This window comes from Corynebacterium marquesiae, assembly GCF_030229635.1.
Classification (GTDB): domain Bacteria; phylum Actinomycetota; class Actinomycetes; order Mycobacteriales; family Mycobacteriaceae; genus Corynebacterium; species Corynebacterium marquesiae.
In genome coordinates, this window is record NZ_JASPII010000007.1 from 88,950 (window position 1) to 108,824 (window position 19,875).

Sequence of the window (19,875 nt, forward strand, 5' to 3'; positions counted from 1 at the left end):
GCCGCGGCACAACGTTTAGCTGCGCCCGGCCGCATTCCACACCAATATCACCAAGGCGCAGCCGCCGATGACCGAGGAAACCGCACCCACCGGTGCATTTACCGGGATAGCACCGGCGATCACAGCACACACGGTCAGCAATGCGGCACCCGCGGCTGCCGATGCCAGCGGCGATGGTGTGGGGGTACGCGCCACCATCCGCGCCAGGTGCGGCCCTAGCAGCGCGATAAACCCAATGGGTCCCACCACCGAGACCACCACGGCACTGATACCGGTTGCCGCAATAAGCAGGAGGGCGCGCTGGCGGGAGATATTCACGCCCAGGGTGGTTGCGGAGGAATCATCATGGGCAAGCAGCGGCAACTCCCTCGAGCACCAGATTCCTATGGCGAGAAACGGTGCTAATGCCACCAGGAGGGGGAGAATGACCTCCATGCGCACGAATCCAGTCGATCCTGCGAGCCAAGTTTGCGCCTCCGCAGCGCGCAGGATCTGGGCGCTGCGCATTAAATACGCGACGATGGCTTGAAACATCAGCGATAAGGCAATACCGACGATGACGATGCGGTTGCTCGTACCGATGCCACCCAGAACAGCGAGGAGGATGACAACGAGGAGGGCGCCGATCATCGCCAAGCATGCCCGCCACCAAAACTCCGGGATACCCTCGGCGAAGCTGGGGCGCGAATGCACGGTGCCCAAGACCACCAGCACCGACGCCCCGCCGGTAACGCCTAAAATATCCGGGGAGGCCAGCGGGTTCCGAGCCATGGTTTGCGTCCAAGAACCGGCCAGGCCGAGGGCGGCGCCCACGATGACGGTGGCGATGGCAACCGGCAGGCGCAAGTCCCACACCACCCTGATGTGGTTCTTGCTGCCGCCTCCGGTGAGGACGTCGATGACCTGCCACGGACTCAATGCCATGGGACCTTGCCCCAGTAACACTAGGTATGCACTAAGGGCAATGAGGATGAATACCAGTGTGGAAGCGAGCACGCGCACGTGCCGGCGGCGTTGCTGAGCTTTTAAAATAGTGCTGATCGCGGTCATGCGTTATTGCCCCCATGCTCTGCCCACGCCGCGGTGAGCACCCCAAATGAGGAAAGGTGCGCCCACTATCGCGAGGACGATCGACATCTCCAGCTCCGAGCTACCCGCAATGAGACGGCCGGTGATATCAGCGGCAAGCACGGCACAACCGCCCAAGAGCGCGGAGGGCAAAAGCAAGGTGGCAACGCTAGGGCCCACCAGCCGCCGAACGATGTGGGGAATGGCAAAACCGACGAAGGCAATGGGGCCCGTTGCTGCCGTTGCGCTGCCGGCCAACACCACGACGCTGAGCGCCGCGCCCACCCGCGCGGTGGTGGGGGACCCGCCCAAGGCGAGGGAGGACTCCTCCCCCATAGCCAAAAGGTCGAGGGGTCTGGCTGCCATCGCCGCGCACGCTAGGCCGATAACAAGCCCTATGCCCGCGATCGCGACGTCTTCTGGGCCGCGGCCAAAGGTGGATCCGATGGTCCACCGCCGCATGCTATCGAGGACGTCCGTGGAATAAAGGCCGATGATCATCGCGCCCGATCCCAAGGCGGCGGAGACGCCGGCACCTACCAGAACGAGCGTCAGAGGATCCTGAAACCGCCGCGATACGGCTAAGACCAGCAGCGTGGTAATACCCGCGCCAGCGAGCGCGAGGGTAGTCCGCATACCGGTGGAGGTAGCAATGCCGATGGCCGTGCCTATGGCAACAAAGAATGACGCACCCGCGGTAACGCCAATAAACCCTGGATCCGCCAGCGGGTTTCTGGTCCACGATTGCGCCAGTACACCGGCCACAGCAAGGGCCGCGCCGGCGAAATAAGCCAGGAAGGTGCGCGGCATGCGCAGGTTCCACACGATATCGTGGATATCCTGCTCCCCTGCTCCGTGCAGGGCAGCGAGAACCTCCCCGGGCGGAATCGAGCGGGATCCCACCGCCAAAGACGCCACCGCCAACACCAGGCTGGCGAGGATGAAGGCGACAAGGAGCATCTTATGACTCTGTGCCCGCGCCACTACCGGTGTGGGGGTGCCGGTGGTCGTAGGACTATCTGCTGCGGAATCCGACTGGATTTGTTGGCCGTCCATCGTGGTTGCTGGCAATTACAGCTTCTCTTCAAATTCATCTACTGCCCAGGGGATGGTCACCGGGTTCGGCATACTCATGGCATTGCCGGTATCCGTATCCAAGTAGCGCACGCGATCATCCTTGACAACGTCGAGGCCTTGGAAGGTCTTATCCTTCTTCAAGGCATCGGAGGAGCCATTGTAGTCCACGACAAAGAGGTAATCAACCTGGTTAAGCTTCGCGTAGTTTTCTGGGGCAATGTCGACGAAGAAGCTGCCTCCATCGCCCTGCAATGCATCGGGGATCTCCATGCCAAGGTCCTCGATAAATTGTCCACGCCCATCCTCCTCGGTGTATAGACCAATTTTGCCGTCATAAGGCATGACGATGGCCGCAGACTTATCCTGCAATTCCGCGTGCTCGTGGCGGAATTCCTCGAAGGCCTTTTCGGTGTCATCGATAAGCTTATCGCCTTCGTCTTTTTTGCCCACCGCATCCGCGATGGTCTCTACCTGCTTTTCCCAGGGCACCTGCCAGTCTTCATAGCCGTTCGGCTTGACGGTGGTAGGCGCGATTTCTTCCAGGGATCCCTTCGTGCGTGCATCCACCGCCTGGTTCACCGCAATGATCTGGGTGGGGTCAGCCGCGGTGACCTGCTCAAAGGTATCCGCCGTAAATCCGCTTGCGGTATTATAAATCACCTCAGGCTTTGCCTCGCCCAAAAGTTCCTCTGCCCAGGGGCCGACGCCCGAAGCGTCGCCATCGCCCTCAGCACCCCACGGCGCCACCGTTACGGGAGTGATCCCCAAGGCAAGCAGCGTGTCGGCATCACCTAGACCCAGGCTAGCCACGCGCTGTTCGCTGGCAGCGTCGGTCGCCTGAGCTGTTTCATCGCCCTCACCACGCGAGCAACCGCCTAAAGCTAAGGCTCCGGCGGAAAGCATTGCTACTGCACCCATGGTGCGACGGCCGAAAATCTTCATGAGGTTAAGCCTTTCAATAAAGGAGGAAAATAACCTTGCTTACCCTATAACGCATAGGGACGATTAGGCAAGGCTAAACTAAAATAGTAATTTATTAGACACATGAACGCTTCTCTACAATCGGCCCCAATGTCTGCGCACGAACTCATCCCCGTTACTTTGACCGCCAATAAACGGATCCGTCCGCGCTTGCACCGGCTCACGTTCTACGCCGAGGCTTTCCGGACTTACACCCTCTCCGGTCCTGATGAATTCTTTGGACTCGTCATGCCCCGAGCTGAACAAGAATTTACCCCCTTCCCCGTCGACGGCATAAACCTTCGCTCGGCTGTGAGCGCGATCGACGAGGAGAGGAGGCCGGGCCTGCGCTGGTACACCATCCGCGCACTCCACTCGGAGGAGGCCACAGTCGATGTCGACGTGGTGACACACGGTGATTCAGGACCTGGCTCGCGGTGGATTCGCCGCGCACAAGCCGGGGATACAGCGGGATTCTTCACCTGCAACGAACTGTGGCGGCCAACCGAGAAGCCACAACTTCTAGTCGCCGACGCATCCGCCCTGCCCGCCCTGCGGCACATTTTGGCCTACCAAGAAGATCATAACCCGGAAATGCTTCTGGCCACCGATGTTATGGCCGTGGTTACCAGCACCGACGAGGTAGAACCAGGCCTCGCAGCTAGATGGGAGGCGAGCGTACGCAGCCTGCAGATTATTCATACCCAACCGCACGAGGAGGCGGAGGCTGTCGTTGCCGCCCTGAGAGCGGACTATGCCGGTGCGCCGGGGCCAGGATACGTATGGGCTTCTGGCGAGGGGAGGCTAGCAAAAAGCGTGCGAGGCCTCGCGGTGAATGAATGGGGCCTAGATACCACCGACGTCACATGGGTTCCCTACTGGTTTTATGGCAGGGCCCGGCCGTAAAGAAGTCCTAAAACGGCGAAGGCCCCGCCCCGAACCCTAAGATTCGGAGCAGGGGCTGCGCTGGCTAGTTTTTACTTAGCCTTCTCGATGATCTCAACGAGACGGAAGTGCTTGTCCTTGGACAGCGGGCGGGTCTCAGCGATGCGTACGAGATCGCCGATGCCTGCGGTTTCTTCCTCATCATGCACCTTAACCTTCTTGTTAGAGCGCATGATCTTGCCGTACAGGGCGTGCTGCTTGCGGTCTTCCAGCTCGACAACGATGGTCTTGTTCATCTTGTCGGATACTACATAGCCGGTGCGAACCTTAGGAGCACCCTTGACCTTCTCCTTCTTCGGAGTAGGTGCCTTCTTGGAATCAGTCACGTTAGCCTCACTCATGATTAAGCCTCAGCTCCCGGAGCAACGGACAGGCCCAGCTCGCGCTCGCGCAGAACGGTGTAGATGCGGGCAATGTCGCGCTTAACCGTGCCGATGCGGCGGTTGTTGGTCAGCTGGCCGGTGGCCTTCTGGAAACGAAGGTTGAACAGTTCTTCCTTCGCCTCCTTCAGGCGGGACTGCAGCTCAGCGTTGTCGAGCTCACGGAACTCGTGGGCGGGGGTACCGGTTGCCATTAGAACTGGTCCTCCTTCTTGATGATACGGACCTTGCAAGGAAGCTTCTGGCCAGCGCGGCGCAGAGCCTCGATTGCAACGGCATCGTTCGGATAGCTCATCTCGAAAAGTACGCGGCCCGGCTTAACGTTAGCCACCCACTTCTCAACCGGGCCCTTACCGGAACCCATACGAACGCCGAGCGGCTTCTGGGTCAACGGACGGTCCGGGAAGATGTTGATCCACACCTTGCCACCACGCTTGACGTGGCGGTTGATGGCAATACGTGCGGCCTCAATCTGACGGTTGGTGATGTACGCCGGCTCGAGAGCCTGGATAGCGTAATCGCCGAAGTTGATGCGGTTACCGCCCTTGGACACGCCGCGACGGTTCGGGCGGTGCTGACGGCGGTACTTAACACGCTTAGGAATCAGCATGGATTAGCCCTCCTGCTTCTGCTGTGCACGCTGGCGGCGCTGGCCACCGCGGCGGGAGCGACCATTACGGTCACGGCCACGGCCCTGTGCCGGAGCGTTCAGTTCGGACTCGCGTACGCCACCGACGACGTCACCCTTGTAGATCCACACCTTGATGCCGATGCGGCCGAAGGTGGTGTGGGCCTCTGCGGTGCCGTAGTCGATTTCGGCGCGAAGGGTGTGCAGCGGAACGCGACCCTCGTGGTAGCGCTCAACGCGCGACATTTCTGCACCGCCCAGGCGGCCGGACAACAGGATCTTGATGCCCTTAACCTGTGGCTGGCGCATAGCGGACTGGATAGCCTTGCGCATTGCACGACGGAATGCGACACGGTTAACCAGCTGCTCCGCGATGGAGTGAGCAACCAGGGTTGCGTTTGCGTCTACCTGCTTGACCTCGAGGATGTTGAGGGCAACCATCTTGCCGGTGAGCTTTTCCAGCTCGCGGCGGATGCGGTCAGCCTCAGCACCGCGGCGGCCGATCACGATGCCCGGGCGGGCGGTGTGAATGTCGACGCGGACGCGGTCGCGGGTGCGCTCGATGACGACGTCGGCAATGCCGGCGCGCTCAAGGCCCTTGTTGAGGTAGTTACGAATCTTGATGTCTTCGGCTACGTAGTTCGCGTAGTCCTTATCGGCGAACCAGTGGGTCTTCCAGTCGGAAGTGATGCCCAAACGTAGGCCGTGAGGATGGATCTTCTGGCCCATTACTTGGCCCCTTCCTGCTGGCTTTCGACCACCACGGTGATGTGGCTGGTGCGCTTACGAATCATGAATGCACGACCCTGTGCACGCGGCTGGAAACGACGCATGGTCGGACCCTCGTTGGCATAAGCCTCGGAGATGACCAGGGTGCGTGGGTCGAGGCCGAAGTTGTTCTCAGCGTTAGCGGCTGCAGAAGCAACGACCTTAGCAACTGGCTTGGAGGCACCCTGCGGTGCGTACTTCAGGATAGCCAGGGCTTCGCTAACGGACTTGCCGCGGACCAGATCGAGCACGCGACGTGCCTTCATCGGGGTGACGCGGACGTAGCGGGCCGTGGCGGATGCGGAGGTGATGGTCTCACTCATCGCTTATCGACGTCCCTTCTTGTCATCCTTGACGTGACCCTTAAAGGTCTTGGTTGGTGCAAACTCGCCGAGCTTGTGGCCGACCATGGAGTCCTCGATGAAGACCGGCACATGCTTGCGGCCGTCATGGACGGCGAAGGTGTGACCGATGAAATCGGGGAGAATGGTCGAGCGGCGAGACCAGGTCTTGATGACCTGCTTGGTGCCTGCATCGTTCTGAGCATCCACCTTGTTGAGGAGGTGCTCATCGACGAACGGGCCCTTCTTAAGGCTGCGTGGCATTGTTTACCTCCTCTTAGCGCTTCTTGTTCGGGCGACGACGGCGCACGATCATGTTGTTGGAGTAACGGTTCGGGTTGCGGGTGCGACCCTCCTTGTGGCCCCATGGGGACACAGGGTGGCGACCACCCGAGGTCTTACCCTCACCACCACCGTGTGGGTGGTCAACCGGGTTCATAACGACACCGCGGACGGTGGGGCGTACGCCCTTCCAGCGCATGCGGCCGGCCTTGCCCCAGCGGATGTTCATCTGCTCGGCGTTGCCGACCTCACCAACGGTGGCGCGGCAGCGGATGTCCACACGACGGATTTCGGAAGACGGCATACGCAGAACTGCGTACTTGCCTTCCTTACCCAGCAGCTGGATGGAAGCACCAGCGGAGCGGGCCAGCTTAGCGCCAGCGCCCGGCTTGAGCTCAACAGCGTGGATGATGGAACCGGTCGGGATGTTACGCAGCGGCAGGTTGTTGCCAACCTTGATATCTGCGTTCGGGCCGGACTCTACGATGGTGCCCTGCTTCAGGCCCTTAGGGGCGATGATGTAGCGCTTCTCGCCATCAACGTAGTGAAGCAGTGCGATGTTTGCGGTGCGGTTCGGGTCGTACTCGATATGAGCGACCTTTGCCGGAATGCCGTCCTTGTCGTTACGACGGAAGTCGATCAGACGGTAACGGCGCTTGTGGCCACCGCCGATGTGGCGGGTGGTGATGCGGCCGTAGTTGTTACGGCCACCAGTCTTGCTCAGCGGGCGCAGCAGGGACTTCTCCGGAGTAGAACGAGTGATCTCGTCAAACTCAGAAACGGAGGATGCGCGGCGACCCGGAGTTGTCGGCTTGTACTTGCGAATAGCCATAATTCTTCCTTTTCCTTTCGGCTCTCCGGTGGCGCTTAAGCGCCGCCGCCGAAGATGTCGATGGAGTCGCTGCCTTCACGGAGCGTCACGTATGCACGCTTGGTGGACTTACGCTGGCCGTAACCGGTGCGGGTGCGCTTACGCTTACCTGCACGGTTCACGGTGTTCACGGAGTCGACCTTAACGTCAAAGATCTGCTCTACGGCATCTTTAATCTGGGACTTGTTGGAGTCCGTGGAGACGTAGAACGTGTATACGTTCTGCTCCATCAGACCGTAGGACTTCTCGGATACAACCGGGGCGATGATGATATCGCGTGGGTTAGAAATCTTAGCCATTAGTTCTCCTCCTTATCCGCGCCGGTTGCGCGGTTGATGAAGGTGTGTAGCGCCTCAACGGAGAACACAACGTCATCGGAGTAGAGAACGTCGTAGGTGTTGAGCTGGCCAGCGTCCAGGATCTGGACGTTAGGCAGGTTATTAGCGCTACGACGAGCATTGATGTCCTCGCGGCCGATGACCAGCAGCACGTTCTTGCGCTCGGTCAGGGACTCGAGGAAGGCCTTGGCCGACTTGGTGGACGGCTTCTGGCCCGGTACGAGCTCTTCGATGACGTGGATGCGCTCGTTGCGAGCACGGTCGGACAGTGCACCGAAGAGAGCAGCCTTGATCATCTTCTTAGGGGTGCGCTGTGCGTAGTCGCGTGGCTGTGGGCCATGGACGGTGCCGCCACCAGTGTAGTGCGGTGCGCGGATGGAGCCCTGGCGTGCACGGCCGGTGCCCTTCTGACGGAAAGGCTTGCGACCACCACCGCGGACGTCGCCGCGGGTCTTGGTTGCGTGGGTGCCCTGGCGTGCAGCAGCAAGCTGAGCGTTAACAACCTGGTGCATCAAAGCAATGGATGCCTCGGTGTCAAAGATTTCAGCTGGCAGGTCTACAGAGCCGTTGGTCTTACCCTCGGAAGTGTGGACGTCTAGCTTGAGGTTGCTCATGCGTGTGCACCGCCCTTCACTGCGGTCTTAACGGTGACGAGGCCGCCGCGCGCACCCGGGATAGCACCCTTGATGAGCAGCAGGTTGGACTCGGCATCGATTTTCTGAATCTTCAGGTTTTGGGTGGTCACGCGGTCCTGGCCCATACGGCCAGCCATGCGCTTACCCTTGAAGACGCGGCCCGGGGTAGCGGCGCCGCCGATACCGCCAACGCGGCGGTGAGCGGCCTGGTTACCGTGAGCTGCGCCCTGGCCTGCGAAGCCGTGGCGCTTCATGCCACCAGCGTAACCGTGGCCCTTGGTCTTGCCGGTGACGTCAACGAAGGAGATGCCCTCGAAGATGTCAACCTTGACCTCTTGGCCAACCTCGTAGGCAGAGGTGTCGTCCATGCGGATTTCCGCAACGTGACGGCGCGGGGTTACGCCAGCCTTCTTGAAGTGTCCACCAACCGGCTTGTTTGCCTTGCGTGGGTCGATTTCGCCAAAGGCGATCTGGATGGCGCTGTAGCCATCGGTTTCGGGGGTGCGAATCTGGGTGACAACGCATGGCCCTGCCTCGACGACGGTAACCGGCACAACGCGGTTGTCCTCGTCGAAGACCTGGGTCATGCCGAGCTTCTTGCCCAGAATGCCCTTGATCTCGTTTTCACTCATTATTTGTTCTCCACCAAAGTCGCTTACTGGATGTTCACGTCGACGCTTGCCGGAAGATCGATGCGCATAAGAGCATCAACGGTCTTCGGGGTTGGGTCGAGAATGTCGATCAGGCGCTTGTGAGTGCGCATCTCGAAGTGCTCGCGAGAGTCCTTGTACTTGTGCGGAGAACGAATAACTGCGTATACGTTCTTCTCGGTTGGGAGCGGCACTGGGCCAACTACACGAGCACCGGTACGGGTAACGGTCTCGACGATCTTCTTTGCAGAAGCGTCGATAGCCTCGTGGTCATAGGCCTTCAGCCGAATGCGGATTTTTTGTCCCGCCACGCTTATCCTCTTCCTCGCTTCCCCACTTTCACATTCCCGGCGTTTCCGGGGCGTGAAGCGGTGGGAAATTGCTTCTCGATTTCTCTATAACGTTGTCCGGGCTTGGGGCCTGACACAACGCCAGTGGTCTGACTGCCATGACGACCAAGAGTTGCGGTACATGGCAAGTGCCAGAACGCAGTGCTCTCGACGGGGTACAAGACCCGTAGTCAAAGTATTGTGAAGAGGACGGTTTTCACGCATTACACGTGGAGAGTGTCCAATTCGTCTACTGCCGCTGTTTATTTGCCATGCCCCTTCTCCGGTCCATCTTCTCGGGGTGTCACTGCTCTAACGCGGACCTAGCCCGATTGGATGACCTTCCAGTCAATGCTTCAGGTTTTCCTGAAGCATGGCGACAACGAAGGTGTCATGTTCGCTTTACCAGCTCAGCGTCTCCCCGAGACTCATGCTTGGCGACGTCCGCCGCCATCACCGAACCTCGGTTCTCGCTGCCCTGTTAAAGCAACCTTTGTATTTAAGCATGTTGGGCTGCGGTTTTTCAAGCCGCGTATTAAACCGTGCCAAAAATCACGTTTTGGAAAATTTTGTTGCCTCGCACCCCACACTCGGCTGAGAAGTATCTAAGCTCGGAGGTAATGGCTGTGGACTCTTTGTCCTGCCTAGATAGTTGAATATCGCGTTCATGCATCACCCTATAGAGAAAGGCTCACTCGCCCATGTCTGAAAACAAGACCCCTGCACAAAACTCTGACAACCAGGTTCCTGCTTCCGAGGAGCGCGAGGTCAATAACAACCTGGAAACCCAGTACGGCACCACCACCATCGATGATGTCGTGGTGTCCAAGATTGCCGGCATCGCTGCCCGCGAGGTTTCCGGCGTGGATGCCCTGGGTGGCGGCGGAGCCCGCATGATCGGCAATATCCGCGAGTCCTTCGGTGCTTCTGAGGACGTCCGCCAGGGTGTGGACGTAGAGGTAGCGGACGGCACCGCTCGCATCGAGATTGCCATCACCGCTGAGTACGGCGTGGCCATCCACGAGCTCGCCGAGGCTATCCGCCGCAACATCATGAATGCGGTAGAGCGCATGACCGGCCTGAGTGTCGAGCGCGTCAACGTTGTTGTTCACGACGTTAAGCTGCCGAAGGAAGAGTCCGAGGCTGAGGACCAGGCTGCTTTGAACCAGGGTCAGGCTTAAGCCCAATGCCTGAGCCCCGAGCACGTTTTGAGCTCGAGGTAAGCCACGCCCGCGCTATTGCAGAGGCAGTCCAGAAGGTACGCGGTGTCGCCGCGCTCGACGGTGGTTCGTTCGGTTCGGTGAGTTTGTACCTACCGGGCGAACGCATCGTCGGCATGCGGCGGCCCGACCCGCGCGATGATCGCCACCTGCAGATCAACATTCGCGTTGATATCAGCGCCGCGCCGGATCTGTATGCCTTGGCAGAAGATATTCGGTCCGCCGCCCGTGGGGCTTGTCCCGAACTGCAGCGCATTGACGTTGAGTTTTCTGACGCCGTAGATGGCTTATCCGCTGCTCCATCGAAGGAATAGATATGAAGAATTACACCACTTTGGGCATCATTTCCGGCCTTATTCTTGCCTTCTTTTTGTACCTAGGCTGGGGTCCTACTTTGCTCGCCGTACTCCTTGCCGCAATCGGCGGCATTGTGGGAGCACACTTTGATGGCCGTATCGATCTCACTTCTGTGTGGAATGGCCTCATTGGTAAGGAGAAAGGCCAAGGTTAATGACAGATAGTTCCACTCAGGGCCACACGCGTATCTCGCTGCGGACCATGGAACGCATCGTTACCGCCGCGATTGCTAGCGTGCCCGGCACCAAGGCTATAGAGGCCAAGCTAGCGGGCATCGGCGGCCGCGGTTTTCCACGGGTCTCGGTCCAAATGGACTCGGAGCGCGAGGTAGCGGCCGTCAACGCCACCATTGGCGTGGTGTGGCCTTCGCCGGTCACCACGGTGGCGGAACATACTCGTGCTGCCATCTCGGAAGCCATCGCGGCACACACCGGTTATTCCACAACGCGCGTCAATGTCACCGTCGGCGGTTCCGTTCCGGGCAATCGAGTGACTGCCGCAGAGGTGGAGCAACGCCAGGTTGCTGCTGCCGTCGCGCCACGCATCACGCCCTCGCCGGTATGGCAGCCGGTCACTGCAGAGTCGGTGAATGTACGCAGCATTGCCACACCGCAGGAGACACCGGTGCGCACCATCGCTGCGCCGGCCGCCGGCGCCGCAGTGCAGTCCGTGGACACCCCGCGCGAGACTGAGGTACGCAACATTTCCACTGACCTCCCAGACCACCAGCTGCGTGAGATTTCGTCCCCAAGCGACCACACGGTGCGGCCGATTAGGGAACCCAAGCCGGTTCGCGTACACAGCGTGGCTGCACCTCGCCCAACCAGGTTGATCCCTAGTGGGCAGGTTCGTCCGCTGGCACGGAAAGTTCAAGTAGCAACTCCTCGGCCGCAGCCGCTGCGCGAGATTGAAATTCGCCACGAGTGGACTCCGCGCCGCGTCGAGGCCCCCAAGTCTGCCCCTGCGCGCACGGTAAAGGCCCCGCGGCCACAACCGCTCAAACGCATTGAGGTCACGCCGGCAAATCCTCGGCCGTTGCACGTCGATGCTCCACGACCCGAGCCCTTGCGCGCCATTTCCATTAACCCGTATCGCCCACAAGGAGGCAATAATGGCTGACCAGCACATGCCTGAACACTTTGGGCAGCAGCCGAAGGCGTCTCCGGCGGCGCGTACTTGGGCCGTGATCCTTGGGCTCCTACTGCTCGCCGCGGGCGTCGTCGGCGTGCGCGAGACGTGGCTGGTGGGCTCCGGCTCCGATGCCCAGTCCTGGGTACAGCCGGTACTTAATCTCATTGCCACCGAAGAACTGCAGACCTGGATGATCTGGGCCGGCGTTGCCTCCATTGTCGTAGGCCTGATTTTCCTCTTCGCGGCAGTGAAGACGCGCCGCACCACGCACATGCAGCTTGCCTCCGATACCGCGTCCATGTGGATGCGACCGGTGGATATCGCCCGCCTCTCTTCGGCCACTGCCCGCCGTGTTCCGGGCGTGGCCTCCGCGCAGACCTCCGCGGATAGCAAGACTGCCAAGGTCACCGTCAATGGCGATACCGAGGATGCAGAGTTGCAGGGCCGGGTGGAGACCGCGGTAACGCGCTGCCTGGCCCACCTCAAGAACCCGCCGCAGGTCACCGTAGCTGTAGAGAAGATTCCGGAGTTGGATAACAATGTCTAGAAAACTTGCTACCTTTGACCGCATCCTACTGGGCCTGCTGGGAATAGTCCTCATCGCTTTGGGCGTGTGGCCTATCTTGATCCACTTCAACGTGGAATTTGCCAAGTACTTAGCCCTGTGGGTGGACCACGATACGTGGAAGAGCTTGGCGGACAATGACTGGTGGGTGTGGGCGCTGGCCGGTGGCTCCGCACTGCTACTTATTTTGGGGCTGTGGATTGTCGTGGCCAACCTGCGCCACCGCCGCTTCAATAACGTGGAGTCCGCTTCTTCCAATGACAAGGGCTCTATCACGACGTCGATGAACGCTATCGCCGGCGCCGTGGCCCAAGATTTGGATGGAGTCAAGGGCGTGGACCATGTAGAGCGCCTCGTGGCCTATGACCGCGCGCGGCCCACGCTGCAGTACACAGTGACGGCAAATCCGGACACCCCGGTGGAGCGCCTTACTAGCGCCGTTGAAACCAATGAGCGCGATTTTCGCGCAGCGTTTCCCGACGCCGATTTGGACACCATTTACAAGCTGCAGTTCAGCAAGGTAGGTCCGATGAAGGACCTATCCGAATAACGGGTTAGGAGTCTCCGCCACCAAGATTTCCTGAACGGCCCCAAGGCGGGCCGACTCGCCGCCCCCGAGGATCATTTCCAGTTCCTCGCCGGGGCGGCATTTTTCTATGCGCTGCCAAGAGTAGTCCTGGCGAGTTACACGGCGGTTTTCCTTAGCAAATAGGTGCAGCCCATGATCGAGTACACCGATGGCTGCTGCAAAGCGAAGGATGAACACGAAATCACCCAAATCCTGCCGCTTCAGGTCATTAAGGTCTGGGCGCTCAGCGCTTAACCGCATAAGACTAGAGACCACACCAAAGCGGTGTTCAAAGCCCTCGGTATCCCGAATGGTAAATGGGCGGCTAGGACCCGTGGGACGAATGGACTCATAGGCCCACACCACAGGCTGGGTGTCGGGGCGGCGCACGATGATGTGGGTAGGGGTGGCGGTGATGCGGTAGGTGGGGGCGTCGGCAAGCACAAGCCATTCCCCCGCCGCAATGCGGCCGTCCTCCAAGGGAAGCAAGGGCGGATGCACGCCTGCCTGGCGCTCCAATTCCGCAACGAGTTCATCGTCGGTGGCGCCCCAGCCGATGCCTTGATTGGCAAGCATGGCAAAGAAGGTGGGAAGGCTGAGGTTGGGCTGGCCCTCCCAAGCGCGGCGGAGGGACTCAAGAGTGGGATCGATGCGGGTGGGGTCATCCATATCCGCCAAGATTACCCAGCACCCGCGCCGGCCAGACAGCCGGGGCCGAGTGAAAACTTTCACCCCCGAGTTAATTTCATTCAATTAAATAAATACTATAAGTGTTCAACAATCTAGATCCACGTATTGCCTGTTCAAAACAGATTTATTTGACAAATTTTCACACTTTCCATGCCTACTAATACCTGTCGTATTATTGGGGATTTATGTCACGGGGTGGATTTGATTGTGTTCTGAATAACATATTATTAGATTAGTCACATACAACGATTCGCTCGTTGGATACACCTTCGCACCACGTTTCCTGCTTAACCGCGCACGGAGAATCTCTATGACTAAATATCTGATCAAAAAGACCTTGGGCTGGTTACTCATGATCTTTTTGGCTACCAACCTCGCCTATCTCTTGGCGGCCAGCTTCCTGGACCCACGGTCCAACTACACTGGCCGACGCCCACCACTTTCGCCGGAGGAAATCAATAGCCTCCTCGAGCCCTATAACCTCAGCCCCGATACCCCGCTAGTACAACGCTGGTGGACCTGGCTGACCAATATCCTCACCAAATGGGACTGGGGCCAATCCCCGGTAGGCGAGGTGGTGAATTCAGAAATTAGCTACCGCATCTGGGTTTCCGCGCAGCTGCTTTTACTTTCCACCATTTTGTCCATTCTCATCGGCGTGGCCGTGGGCGTCTACACCGCTTCGCGCCAGTACAAAACTGGTGACCGCATCTGGCAGGGCATTTCCATCATTGCGATGAATACCCACGTGGTCGTGGCGTCCATCGCCGTGGTGTGGGGTGCGCTCAAGATCAACGAGCTCAGCGGCAAGAAGATTTTCTACGTCGTCGGCTCTCATTCGCTAGACGTGGAAGGTTTCTTTCCCAAGCTGGTGGACTCCGCACAGCACTTGATTCTTCCCACCATTTCCCTGGTCTTCATTAGCTACGCCAGCTATCACATGACCCAGCGCACCTTGCTGCTGGATAACTTGGATGCGGACTATGTGCGCACCGCCCGCGCTAAGGGCTTGACCCGCCAACAGGCGATTCGCAAGCACGCACTGCGCACCTCCATCATCCCGGTGGCAACCTCGGTGGCCTTTTCCATCCCAGGCATCTTCACCGGTGCGGTGATGACCGAGCGCATCTTTGGCTGGAACGGTATGGGCCAGTACTTCATCGAGACCATTAGCAAGAACGACGTCAACGGTGCAGCGGCCGTCGCTGCCTTTGGCGCCGCCATGACGGCCATCTCCGCGGTATTGGCGGACTTGGTTGTCGTCGCGCTTGATCCACGAGTGAGGGTGAGCTAAATGACCCCATCTAAAGACCGCAACTATTTCAAGCAGGAACCCCGCGGGGATATCACCGCACACAGCGAGGTCACAACGGGAGACCCCTTCTCCCCCGCCGAGGCCGAGCAGGTAGCCACCCTGGAGCAGATGCCCCGTGGCACCTCGCGCTACAAGCTGTACCTGCGCCGCTTCTTCCGCAATAAGCTGGCCACCTTGGGCCTTATCATCTTGGCTTTCTTGGTCCTTGCGGCGCTTTTTGGCGGCTTCTTTGCCAAGTGGGACTACACCGAGCCGGACTTCCTTGCACTGTCGGAGCCGCCGAGCCCCGAGCACTGGTTTGGCACGAATGACACCGGCAATGACCTCTATGCCCAGACCATTCACGGCTTGGGGAGGTCACTGACCATCGCCATCGTGGTATCACTGGCCACCTTGGTCATCTCCGCGTTCATCGGATCCGCTGCAGCCTTGTGGGGAGGCATCGCCGAAAAGGCGGTGCTGGCGGTCATTCACTTCCTGCTGTCCATCCCTACCTTCCTGCTCATCGCACTGGTGGTGGCGGATTCCGGCGGCGACTGGAAGCTGCTCATCGTCGTACTCATCCTCTTTGGCTGGATGTACCAGGCCCGCGTGATTTGGTCGCTAGCGCTTACGGTGCGCGAGCAAGACTACGTCCGCGCGGCGAGCTACATGGGCGTGTCCAAGCTGCGCACTATCGTGCGCCACGTCATTCCCAATATTGGTTCGCTACTTATCATCCAGTTTGTCTTCGGCGTGGTGGGCACCGTGGGCTCAGAGACGGCCCTGTCCTTCCTGGGGTTGGGCGTCAAGCTTCCCGACGTCTCCCTCGGCACCCTCCTGCAGGGCGGCACCGCCGCCGTGCAATCCTCCCCATGGCTGTTCTACTTCCCTGCCGCAACCCTGACCTTGCTCACCGTGTCCATGGCTTTCATTGGCGATGGCCTGCGCGATGCACTCGACCCCAACTCGAATTCCGGAGGTAAAGCATGACCTCGCCCGTCTTATCCGTCAAAGACCTGCGCGTTAACTTCCCGTCCGAAGCCGGATCCGTCTCCGCGGTCCGTGGCGTGGATTTTGATCTCTACCCTGGCCGCACGCTCGGTATCGTGGGTGAATCCGGTTCCGGCAAATCCGTGACTTCCATGTCCATCATGGGGCTCCTGCCGGACTACGCGAAGATCACCGGGTCCGTAAAGTTCGACGGCCGCGAGCTACTCGGCCTCAGCGACAAGCAGATGTCCGAGATCCGTGGCAACGGCATTGGCATGATCTTCCAAGATCCGCTCTCCGCCCTCACCCCGGTCTTCGATATTGGATCGCAGTTGGTGGAGGCAATCCAGGCCCATAAGGACGTCGGCAAGAAGCAGGCCCTCAAAGAGGCCACGGAGTTGCTCGACCTCGTGGGCATCCCCGATCCGCACCTGCGCCTGAAGTCCTTCCCGCACGAGTTCTCGGGCGGCATGCGCCAGCGCGTGGTCATTGCCATCGCAATTGCCAATAATCCGCGCGTGCTCATCGCCGATGAGCCCACGACCGCACTGGATGTAACCATTCAGGCGCAGATTCTGGACGTCATTAAGCTCGCTCAGCGCGAAACCGGCGCCGCCACCATCATGATTACCCACGACATGGGTGTGGTGGCAGAAACGGCCGATGATGTCATGGTCATGTACGCCGGCCGCCCCGTGGAGCGCGGCGATGTGGATACCATCTTCTCCCAGCCCCGCATGCCCTATACCGTAGGCCTGCTCGGCTCTACGCCGCGCCCAGATGTATCGGCCGAAGAACCGCTCACACCTATCGTGGGCAGCCCGCCGGTGCTGGTGGACCTCAAGCAGCGCTGCCAGTTTGCCCCGCGCTGCCCTGTGGCGCAGCCCGCCTGCTCCGACGGCGAGCCGCCGCTTATCGCGCTTGACGACGCCCCCTCGCACCAGAGTGCCTGCCTGCGCGCGCCCGACATCCACGACCGCAAAATCGGCGGCGAGCTCATGTTCACACCACCGCAGCTCGCGGAGGACGTCATGGCCGGCATCCCCCGCGACGAGCGTCCCACTACCTTGGAGGTCACGGACCTGCGCAAGGAATTCCCACTTACCAAGGGCGCGCTGGTCAAGCGCCGCGTGGGCACGGTCAAGGCAGTGGACGGCCTCACCTTTGATATTCGCAAGGGCGAATGCATGGCCATCGTAGGCGAGTCTGGCTGCGGTAAGACCACCACCCTGCTAGAAATCATGGATTTAAAGCCCGAGAACGGCGCAGTCGTGCTCAACGGGAAGGACGCGGCCGGGATGAGCAACTCCGAGCGCCGCGAGGCCCGCAAGGACATCCAAATTGTCTTCCAAGACCCGATGAGCTCCCTCAACCCGCGCCTGACCGTGCGCGAGGTCATCGCCGAACCGCTCAACTCCCTAGGCTACGACGGCGACGTGGACGCCCGCGTGAACGAGCTCATGGGACTTGTCGGCTTGGACTCCTCCCAGCTGGATCGCTTCCCCAGCCACTTTTCCGGCGGGCAACGCCAGCGCATCGGCCTCGCCCGCGCGCTGGCCACGAACCCTTCGGTTTTGGTCTTGGATGAGCCCGTCTCTGCACTCGACGTCTCCATCCAGGCCGGCGTCATCAACCTGCTCGAGAATCTCAAACGAAAGCTGGGACTGTCCTACCTTTTCGTCGCCCATGACCTGTCCGTGGTGCGCCACCTTTCAGACCGGGTGGCCGTCATGTACAAGGGTCAGTTTGTGGAGTCCGGGCCGACCGATGACATCTTCGAAAACCCCCAAGCGGACTACACCAAGAAGCTCCTGGATGCCATTCCGATTCCGGATCCGGCAGCTGCCCGCAGGCGACGCAACCCCAGTCCAGCGCAAGCCTCACCAATTTCGCAAAAGTGACCTTACGCACACCCCGTCTTATATATAGTTATTCTCACAACTGAAGTGCTGCGGCGGCTTCCTCTGCTACCGCAACCTTCACTTTCCTCTCACTCAAGGAGAAACCCCACCATGAAAAAGTTCACCCGCTTCCGGATTGCTACCGTAGCTACCCTCTCCGCCGCGGCACTCGCCCTCACCGGCTGCGCCGCCAACTCGGACGGCGACTCCTCCAAGGCAGTCGGCGGCCTCGACATCGAGGTTAATCCGGCTGGCGACTACAACGAAAAGTCCCGCGAGGAGCTCAAGGACGACGGCGAGCTCACCCTCGCTCTCGATGAACTCACCGAGCAACAAAACATGTTCCACGCCAACATGACCGCCGATACCCGCAAGGTCTGGGGCTGGTACAACCCACAGCTGGCGCTATACGACGGCGAGGGAAACTACACCCCAAACCCCGACTACATCGATGATGTCAAGGAAGATAAGAAGGGCGAGAACACCGTCGTCACCTTCAAGGTAAACAAGGATGCCACCTTCAACGATGGCACGCCTATTGACTGGAAGGCCTTCGAGAATACCTGGCGCTTCAACAACGGCAAGGATGAAGACGTCCAGGTAAACGCCACCGATGGCTTCGAACGCATTACCTCCGTAGAAAAGGGCGATACCGACAAGGACGTCGTTGTTACCTTCGACGGCCCCTACCCGTGGTGGCAGGGCCTCTTCAACGAGCTTCTCCACCCCGCCATCGACAGCCCAGAAGAATTCGACAAGGCATATCTGGGCAAGCTGAACCCGCAGTACGGCGCCGGCCCATTCAAGGTAGAAAACGTAGACTTCAAGGGCGGAACCCTCACCCTCGTGCCCAACGAAAAGTGGTGGGGTGATAAACCGAAGCTGAAGAAGGTAAGCTTCCGCGTCATGGAATCCCAGGCCACCATCAACGCCTTCCAAGCCGGCGAAATCGACGCCGCCGGTGTGGCCGATAAGAACAGTCTCACCATTGCCGGCGAGATGGGCGATGCCATAGACATCCGTGCCGCACTGCGCCCCGCCAACGTTATCTTCACCCTCAATTCCAAGGCTCCACAGCTCAAGGACGAGGATGTACGCCACGCCGTCTTCTCCGCCATCGACCGCGATCAGCTGGCCGAAATCCGCTATAACGGCCTGGGCTACGAAGAGGAAATGCCGGGCTCCCTTACCCTCTACTCCACCCAGGAGGGCTACAAGGACAACATCAAGGACGTCATCGAGTTCGATCCTGAGCAGTCCAAGAAACTGCTAGAGGACGCCGGCTACCAGCAGGGCGATGATGGTATCTATGCGAAGGACGGCGAGAAGCTCTCCCTGCGCTATATCCTCATCGGCGACGATGAAGTGTCGAAGTCCCTTGCCGCAGCGGTGCAAAAGATGCTGAAGGACGTCGGCGTTGACCTCAAGATTGAAGAGCGCCCTTCGTCCGAGTTTTCCAAGGTAACCTCGGAGCGAGATTTCGACCTCTTCCTTTCCGCGTTTGCCTCCTCTGACCCGTTTGGCGTCGCCTACTTTGGCCAGACCTACGCCAGCGATTCCACACTGAACATGTCGAGCACCGGCACCAAGGAATTCGATAAGAAGATTGAGGAGCTGCAAAACCTGCCGACCAAGGACGAGCAGATTGACCGCGTCAATGAACTCGAGTCGGAGGCCTTTGGTCACTACGGAATCCTCCCCTTTGCCAACGGGCCACAGATGGTCGGCGTGAAGAAGGGCTTGGCCAACTATGGCGCCAACGGCTTCGCCATCCTCCCCAAGGAAGATATCGGCTGGGAGAAGTAAAAGCACTAAAAGCCTCTAGCGCAATACGCTCAAGCCTCCCGCGGCATCCCCACCAGGGCGAGTCCGCGGGAGGCTTCA

26 protein-coding genes are annotated in these 19,875 nt (G+C 59.7%); 11 read left to right on the plus strand and 15 right to left on the minus strand.

What is annotated here, in order from left to right:
- Positions 1-15 precede the first annotated feature (15 nt).
- From QP971_RS06300 to QP971_RS06310, 3 genes are read right to left on the minus strand one after another with little or no spacing between them, the layout of a single operon-like run.
- Positions 16-1,050, minus strand: a complete 1,035-nt coding sequence (locus tag QP971_RS06300; RefSeq protein WP_284787115.1) for a FecCD family ABC transporter permease — start codon at positions 1,048-1,050, stop codon at positions 16-18.
- Positions 1,051-1,053: 3 nt separating this feature from the next.
- Positions 1,054-2,139, minus strand: coding sequence for a FecCD family ABC transporter permease (locus tag QP971_RS06305; RefSeq protein ID WP_284811121.1), 1,086 nt, complete (start codon positions 2,137-2,139; stop codon positions 1,054-1,056).
- Complete coding sequence (locus QP971_RS06310) at positions 2,140-3,087, minus strand: ABC transporter substrate-binding protein (protein ID WP_284787112.1); 948 nt, start codon at positions 3,085-3,087, stop codon at positions 2,140-2,142. It abuts the gene before it with no gap.
- Positions 3,088-3,216: 129 nt separating this feature from the next.
- On the opposite strand from QP971_RS06310, the gene QP971_RS06315 reads away from it, so the two are divergent.
- Positions 3,217-4,011 carry a siderophore-interacting protein gene (locus tag QP971_RS06315; RefSeq protein WP_284787111.1) on the plus strand — a complete coding sequence of 265 codons (795 nt, stop codon included), beginning with the start codon at positions 3,217-3,219 and terminating at the stop codon, positions 4,009-4,011.
- Between the two features lie 71 nt (positions 4,012-4,082).
- On the opposite strand, the gene rpsQ is transcribed toward QP971_RS06315, so the two are convergent.
- The 11 genes from rpsQ to rpsJ are packed head-to-tail and all read right to left on the minus strand — an operon-like array spanning position 4,083 to position 9,254.
- The gene (gene rpsQ, locus QP971_RS06320; protein ID WP_284787110.1) at positions 4,083-4,391 is read right to left on the minus strand and encodes a 30S ribosomal protein S17; all 309 of its coding nucleotides are present in this window, start codon (positions 4,389-4,391) and stop codon (positions 4,083-4,085) included.
- Between the two features lie 2 nt (positions 4,392-4,393).
- Complete coding sequence (gene rpmC / locus QP971_RS06325; protein ID WP_259885623.1) at positions 4,394-4,624, minus strand: 50S ribosomal protein L29; 231 nt, start codon at positions 4,622-4,624, stop codon at positions 4,394-4,396.
- Positions 4,624-5,040: a 50S ribosomal protein L16 gene (gene rplP, locus QP971_RS06330; protein ID WP_023020553.1), complete on the minus strand. Its 417-nt coding sequence runs from the start codon at positions 5,038-5,040 to the stop codon at positions 4,624-4,626. The genes rpmC and rplP overlap by 1 nt, the downstream gene beginning before the upstream one ends.
- A 3-nt stretch (positions 5,041-5,043) precedes the next feature.
- Positions 5,044-5,787 (minus strand): 30S ribosomal protein S3, encoded by a 744-nt coding sequence (gene rpsC / locus QP971_RS06335; protein ID WP_023027807.1) that lies wholly within the window; start codon positions 5,785-5,787, stop codon positions 5,044-5,046.
- Complete coding sequence (rplV, locus tag QP971_RS06340; protein WP_005276938.1) at positions 5,787-6,149, minus strand: 50S ribosomal protein L22; 363 nt, start codon at positions 6,147-6,149, stop codon at positions 5,787-5,789. The genes rpsC and rplV overlap by 1 nt, the downstream gene beginning before the upstream one ends.
- A 3-nt stretch (positions 6,150-6,152) precedes the next feature.
- Entirely contained in the window at positions 6,153-6,431 is a 279-nt protein-coding gene (gene rpsS / locus QP971_RS06345) for a 30S ribosomal protein S19 (RefSeq protein ID WP_005276936.1), read from the minus strand.
- A 13-nt stretch (positions 6,432-6,444) separates the two neighbouring features.
- On the minus strand, positions 6,445-7,281 hold the full coding sequence (gene rplB / locus QP971_RS06350; protein WP_204610252.1) for a 50S ribosomal protein L2: 837 nt from the start codon (positions 7,279-7,281) through the stop codon (positions 6,445-6,447).
- A gap of 35 nt (positions 7,282-7,316) precedes the next feature.
- Positions 7,317-7,619 (minus strand): 50S ribosomal protein L23, encoded by a 303-nt coding sequence (gene rplW, locus QP971_RS06355; RefSeq protein ID WP_049383584.1) that lies wholly within the window; start codon positions 7,617-7,619, stop codon positions 7,317-7,319.
- Complete coding sequence (gene rplD, locus QP971_RS06360) at positions 7,619-8,272, minus strand: 50S ribosomal protein L4 (protein ID WP_005322847.1); 654 nt, start codon at positions 8,270-8,272, stop codon at positions 7,619-7,621. The genes rplW and rplD overlap by 1 nt, the downstream gene beginning before the upstream one ends.
- Positions 8,269-8,925 carry a 50S ribosomal protein L3 gene (gene rplC, locus QP971_RS06365; protein ID WP_049378864.1) on the minus strand — a complete coding sequence of 219 codons (657 nt, stop codon included), beginning with the start codon at positions 8,923-8,925 and terminating at the stop codon, positions 8,269-8,271. The genes rplD and rplC overlap by 4 nt, the downstream gene beginning before the upstream one ends.
- Positions 8,926-8,948: 23 nt before the next feature.
- The gene (gene rpsJ, locus QP971_RS06370) at positions 8,949-9,254 is read right to left on the minus strand and encodes a 30S ribosomal protein S10 (protein ID WP_003848085.1); all 306 of its coding nucleotides are present in this window, start codon (positions 9,252-9,254) and stop codon (positions 8,949-8,951) included.
- A 719-nt stretch (positions 9,255-9,973) separates the two neighbouring features.
- On the opposite strand from rpsJ, the gene QP971_RS06375 reads away from it, so the two are divergent.
- Genes QP971_RS06375 through amaP form a run of 6 tightly spaced genes read left to right on the plus strand, consistent with a single transcriptional unit; the run spans position 9,974 to position 13,095 of the window.
- Complete coding sequence (locus tag QP971_RS06375; protein WP_284811122.1) at positions 9,974-10,453, plus strand: Asp23/Gls24 family envelope stress response protein; 480 nt, start codon at positions 9,974-9,976, stop codon at positions 10,451-10,453.
- Between the two features lie 5 nt (positions 10,454-10,458).
- Positions 10,459-10,806 carry a hypothetical protein gene (locus QP971_RS06380; protein ID WP_049378862.1) on the plus strand — a complete coding sequence of 116 codons (348 nt, stop codon included), beginning with the start codon at positions 10,459-10,461 and terminating at the stop codon, positions 10,804-10,806.
- Positions 10,807-10,808: 2 nt separating this feature from the next.
- Positions 10,809-11,003, plus strand: coding sequence for a hypothetical protein (locus QP971_RS06385; RefSeq protein ID WP_005322852.1), 195 nt, complete (start codon positions 10,809-10,811; stop codon positions 11,001-11,003).
- The gene (locus QP971_RS06390; RefSeq protein ID WP_284811123.1) at positions 11,003-11,968 is read left to right on the plus strand and encodes an Asp23/Gls24 family envelope stress response protein; all 966 of its coding nucleotides are present in this window, start codon (positions 11,003-11,005) and stop codon (positions 11,966-11,968) included. The genes QP971_RS06385 and QP971_RS06390 overlap by 1 nt, the downstream gene beginning before the upstream one ends.
- A complete protein-coding gene (locus QP971_RS06395; protein WP_225745982.1) occupies positions 11,961-12,527 on the plus strand; it encodes a DUF6286 domain-containing protein in 567 nt (188 codons plus the stop codon). The genes QP971_RS06390 and QP971_RS06395 overlap by 8 nt, the downstream gene beginning before the upstream one ends.
- Positions 12,520-13,095 carry an alkaline shock response membrane anchor protein AmaP gene (amaP, locus tag QP971_RS06400; RefSeq protein WP_239273823.1) on the plus strand — a complete coding sequence of 192 codons (576 nt, stop codon included), beginning with the start codon at positions 12,520-12,522 and terminating at the stop codon, positions 13,093-13,095. The genes QP971_RS06395 and amaP overlap by 8 nt, the downstream gene beginning before the upstream one ends.
- On the opposite strand, the gene QP971_RS06405 is transcribed toward amaP, so the two are convergent.
- Complete coding sequence (locus QP971_RS06405) at positions 13,084-13,782, minus strand: hypothetical protein (RefSeq protein WP_239273824.1); 699 nt, start codon at positions 13,780-13,782, stop codon at positions 13,084-13,086. The genes amaP and QP971_RS06405 overlap by 12 nt on opposite strands.
- Before the next feature lie 331 nt (positions 13,783-14,113).
- Here QP971_RS06405 and QP971_RS06410 point away from each other — a divergent pair, with 331 nt between their 5' ends.
- The 4 genes from QP971_RS06410 (at position 14,114) to QP971_RS06425 (ending at position 19,797) form a co-directional block, all read left to right on the plus strand.
- Positions 14,114-15,097 (plus strand): ABC transporter permease, encoded by a 984-nt coding sequence (locus tag QP971_RS06410; RefSeq protein ID WP_023020541.1) that lies wholly within the window; start codon positions 14,114-14,116, stop codon positions 15,095-15,097.
- Complete coding sequence (locus QP971_RS06415) at positions 15,098-16,090, plus strand: ABC transporter permease (protein ID WP_284787104.1); 993 nt, start codon at positions 15,098-15,100, stop codon at positions 16,088-16,090.
- On the plus strand, positions 16,087-17,991 hold the full coding sequence (locus tag QP971_RS06420; RefSeq protein WP_284811124.1) for a dipeptide ABC transporter ATP-binding protein: 1,905 nt from the start codon (positions 16,087-16,089) through the stop codon (positions 17,989-17,991). The genes QP971_RS06415 and QP971_RS06420 overlap by 4 nt, the downstream gene beginning before the upstream one ends.
- A gap of 111 nt (positions 17,992-18,102) precedes the next feature.
- Positions 18,103-19,797, plus strand: coding sequence for an ABC transporter family substrate-binding protein (locus QP971_RS06425; protein ID WP_284787102.1), 1,695 nt, complete (start codon positions 18,103-18,105; stop codon positions 19,795-19,797).
- Positions 19,798-19,875 lie beyond the last annotated feature (78 nt).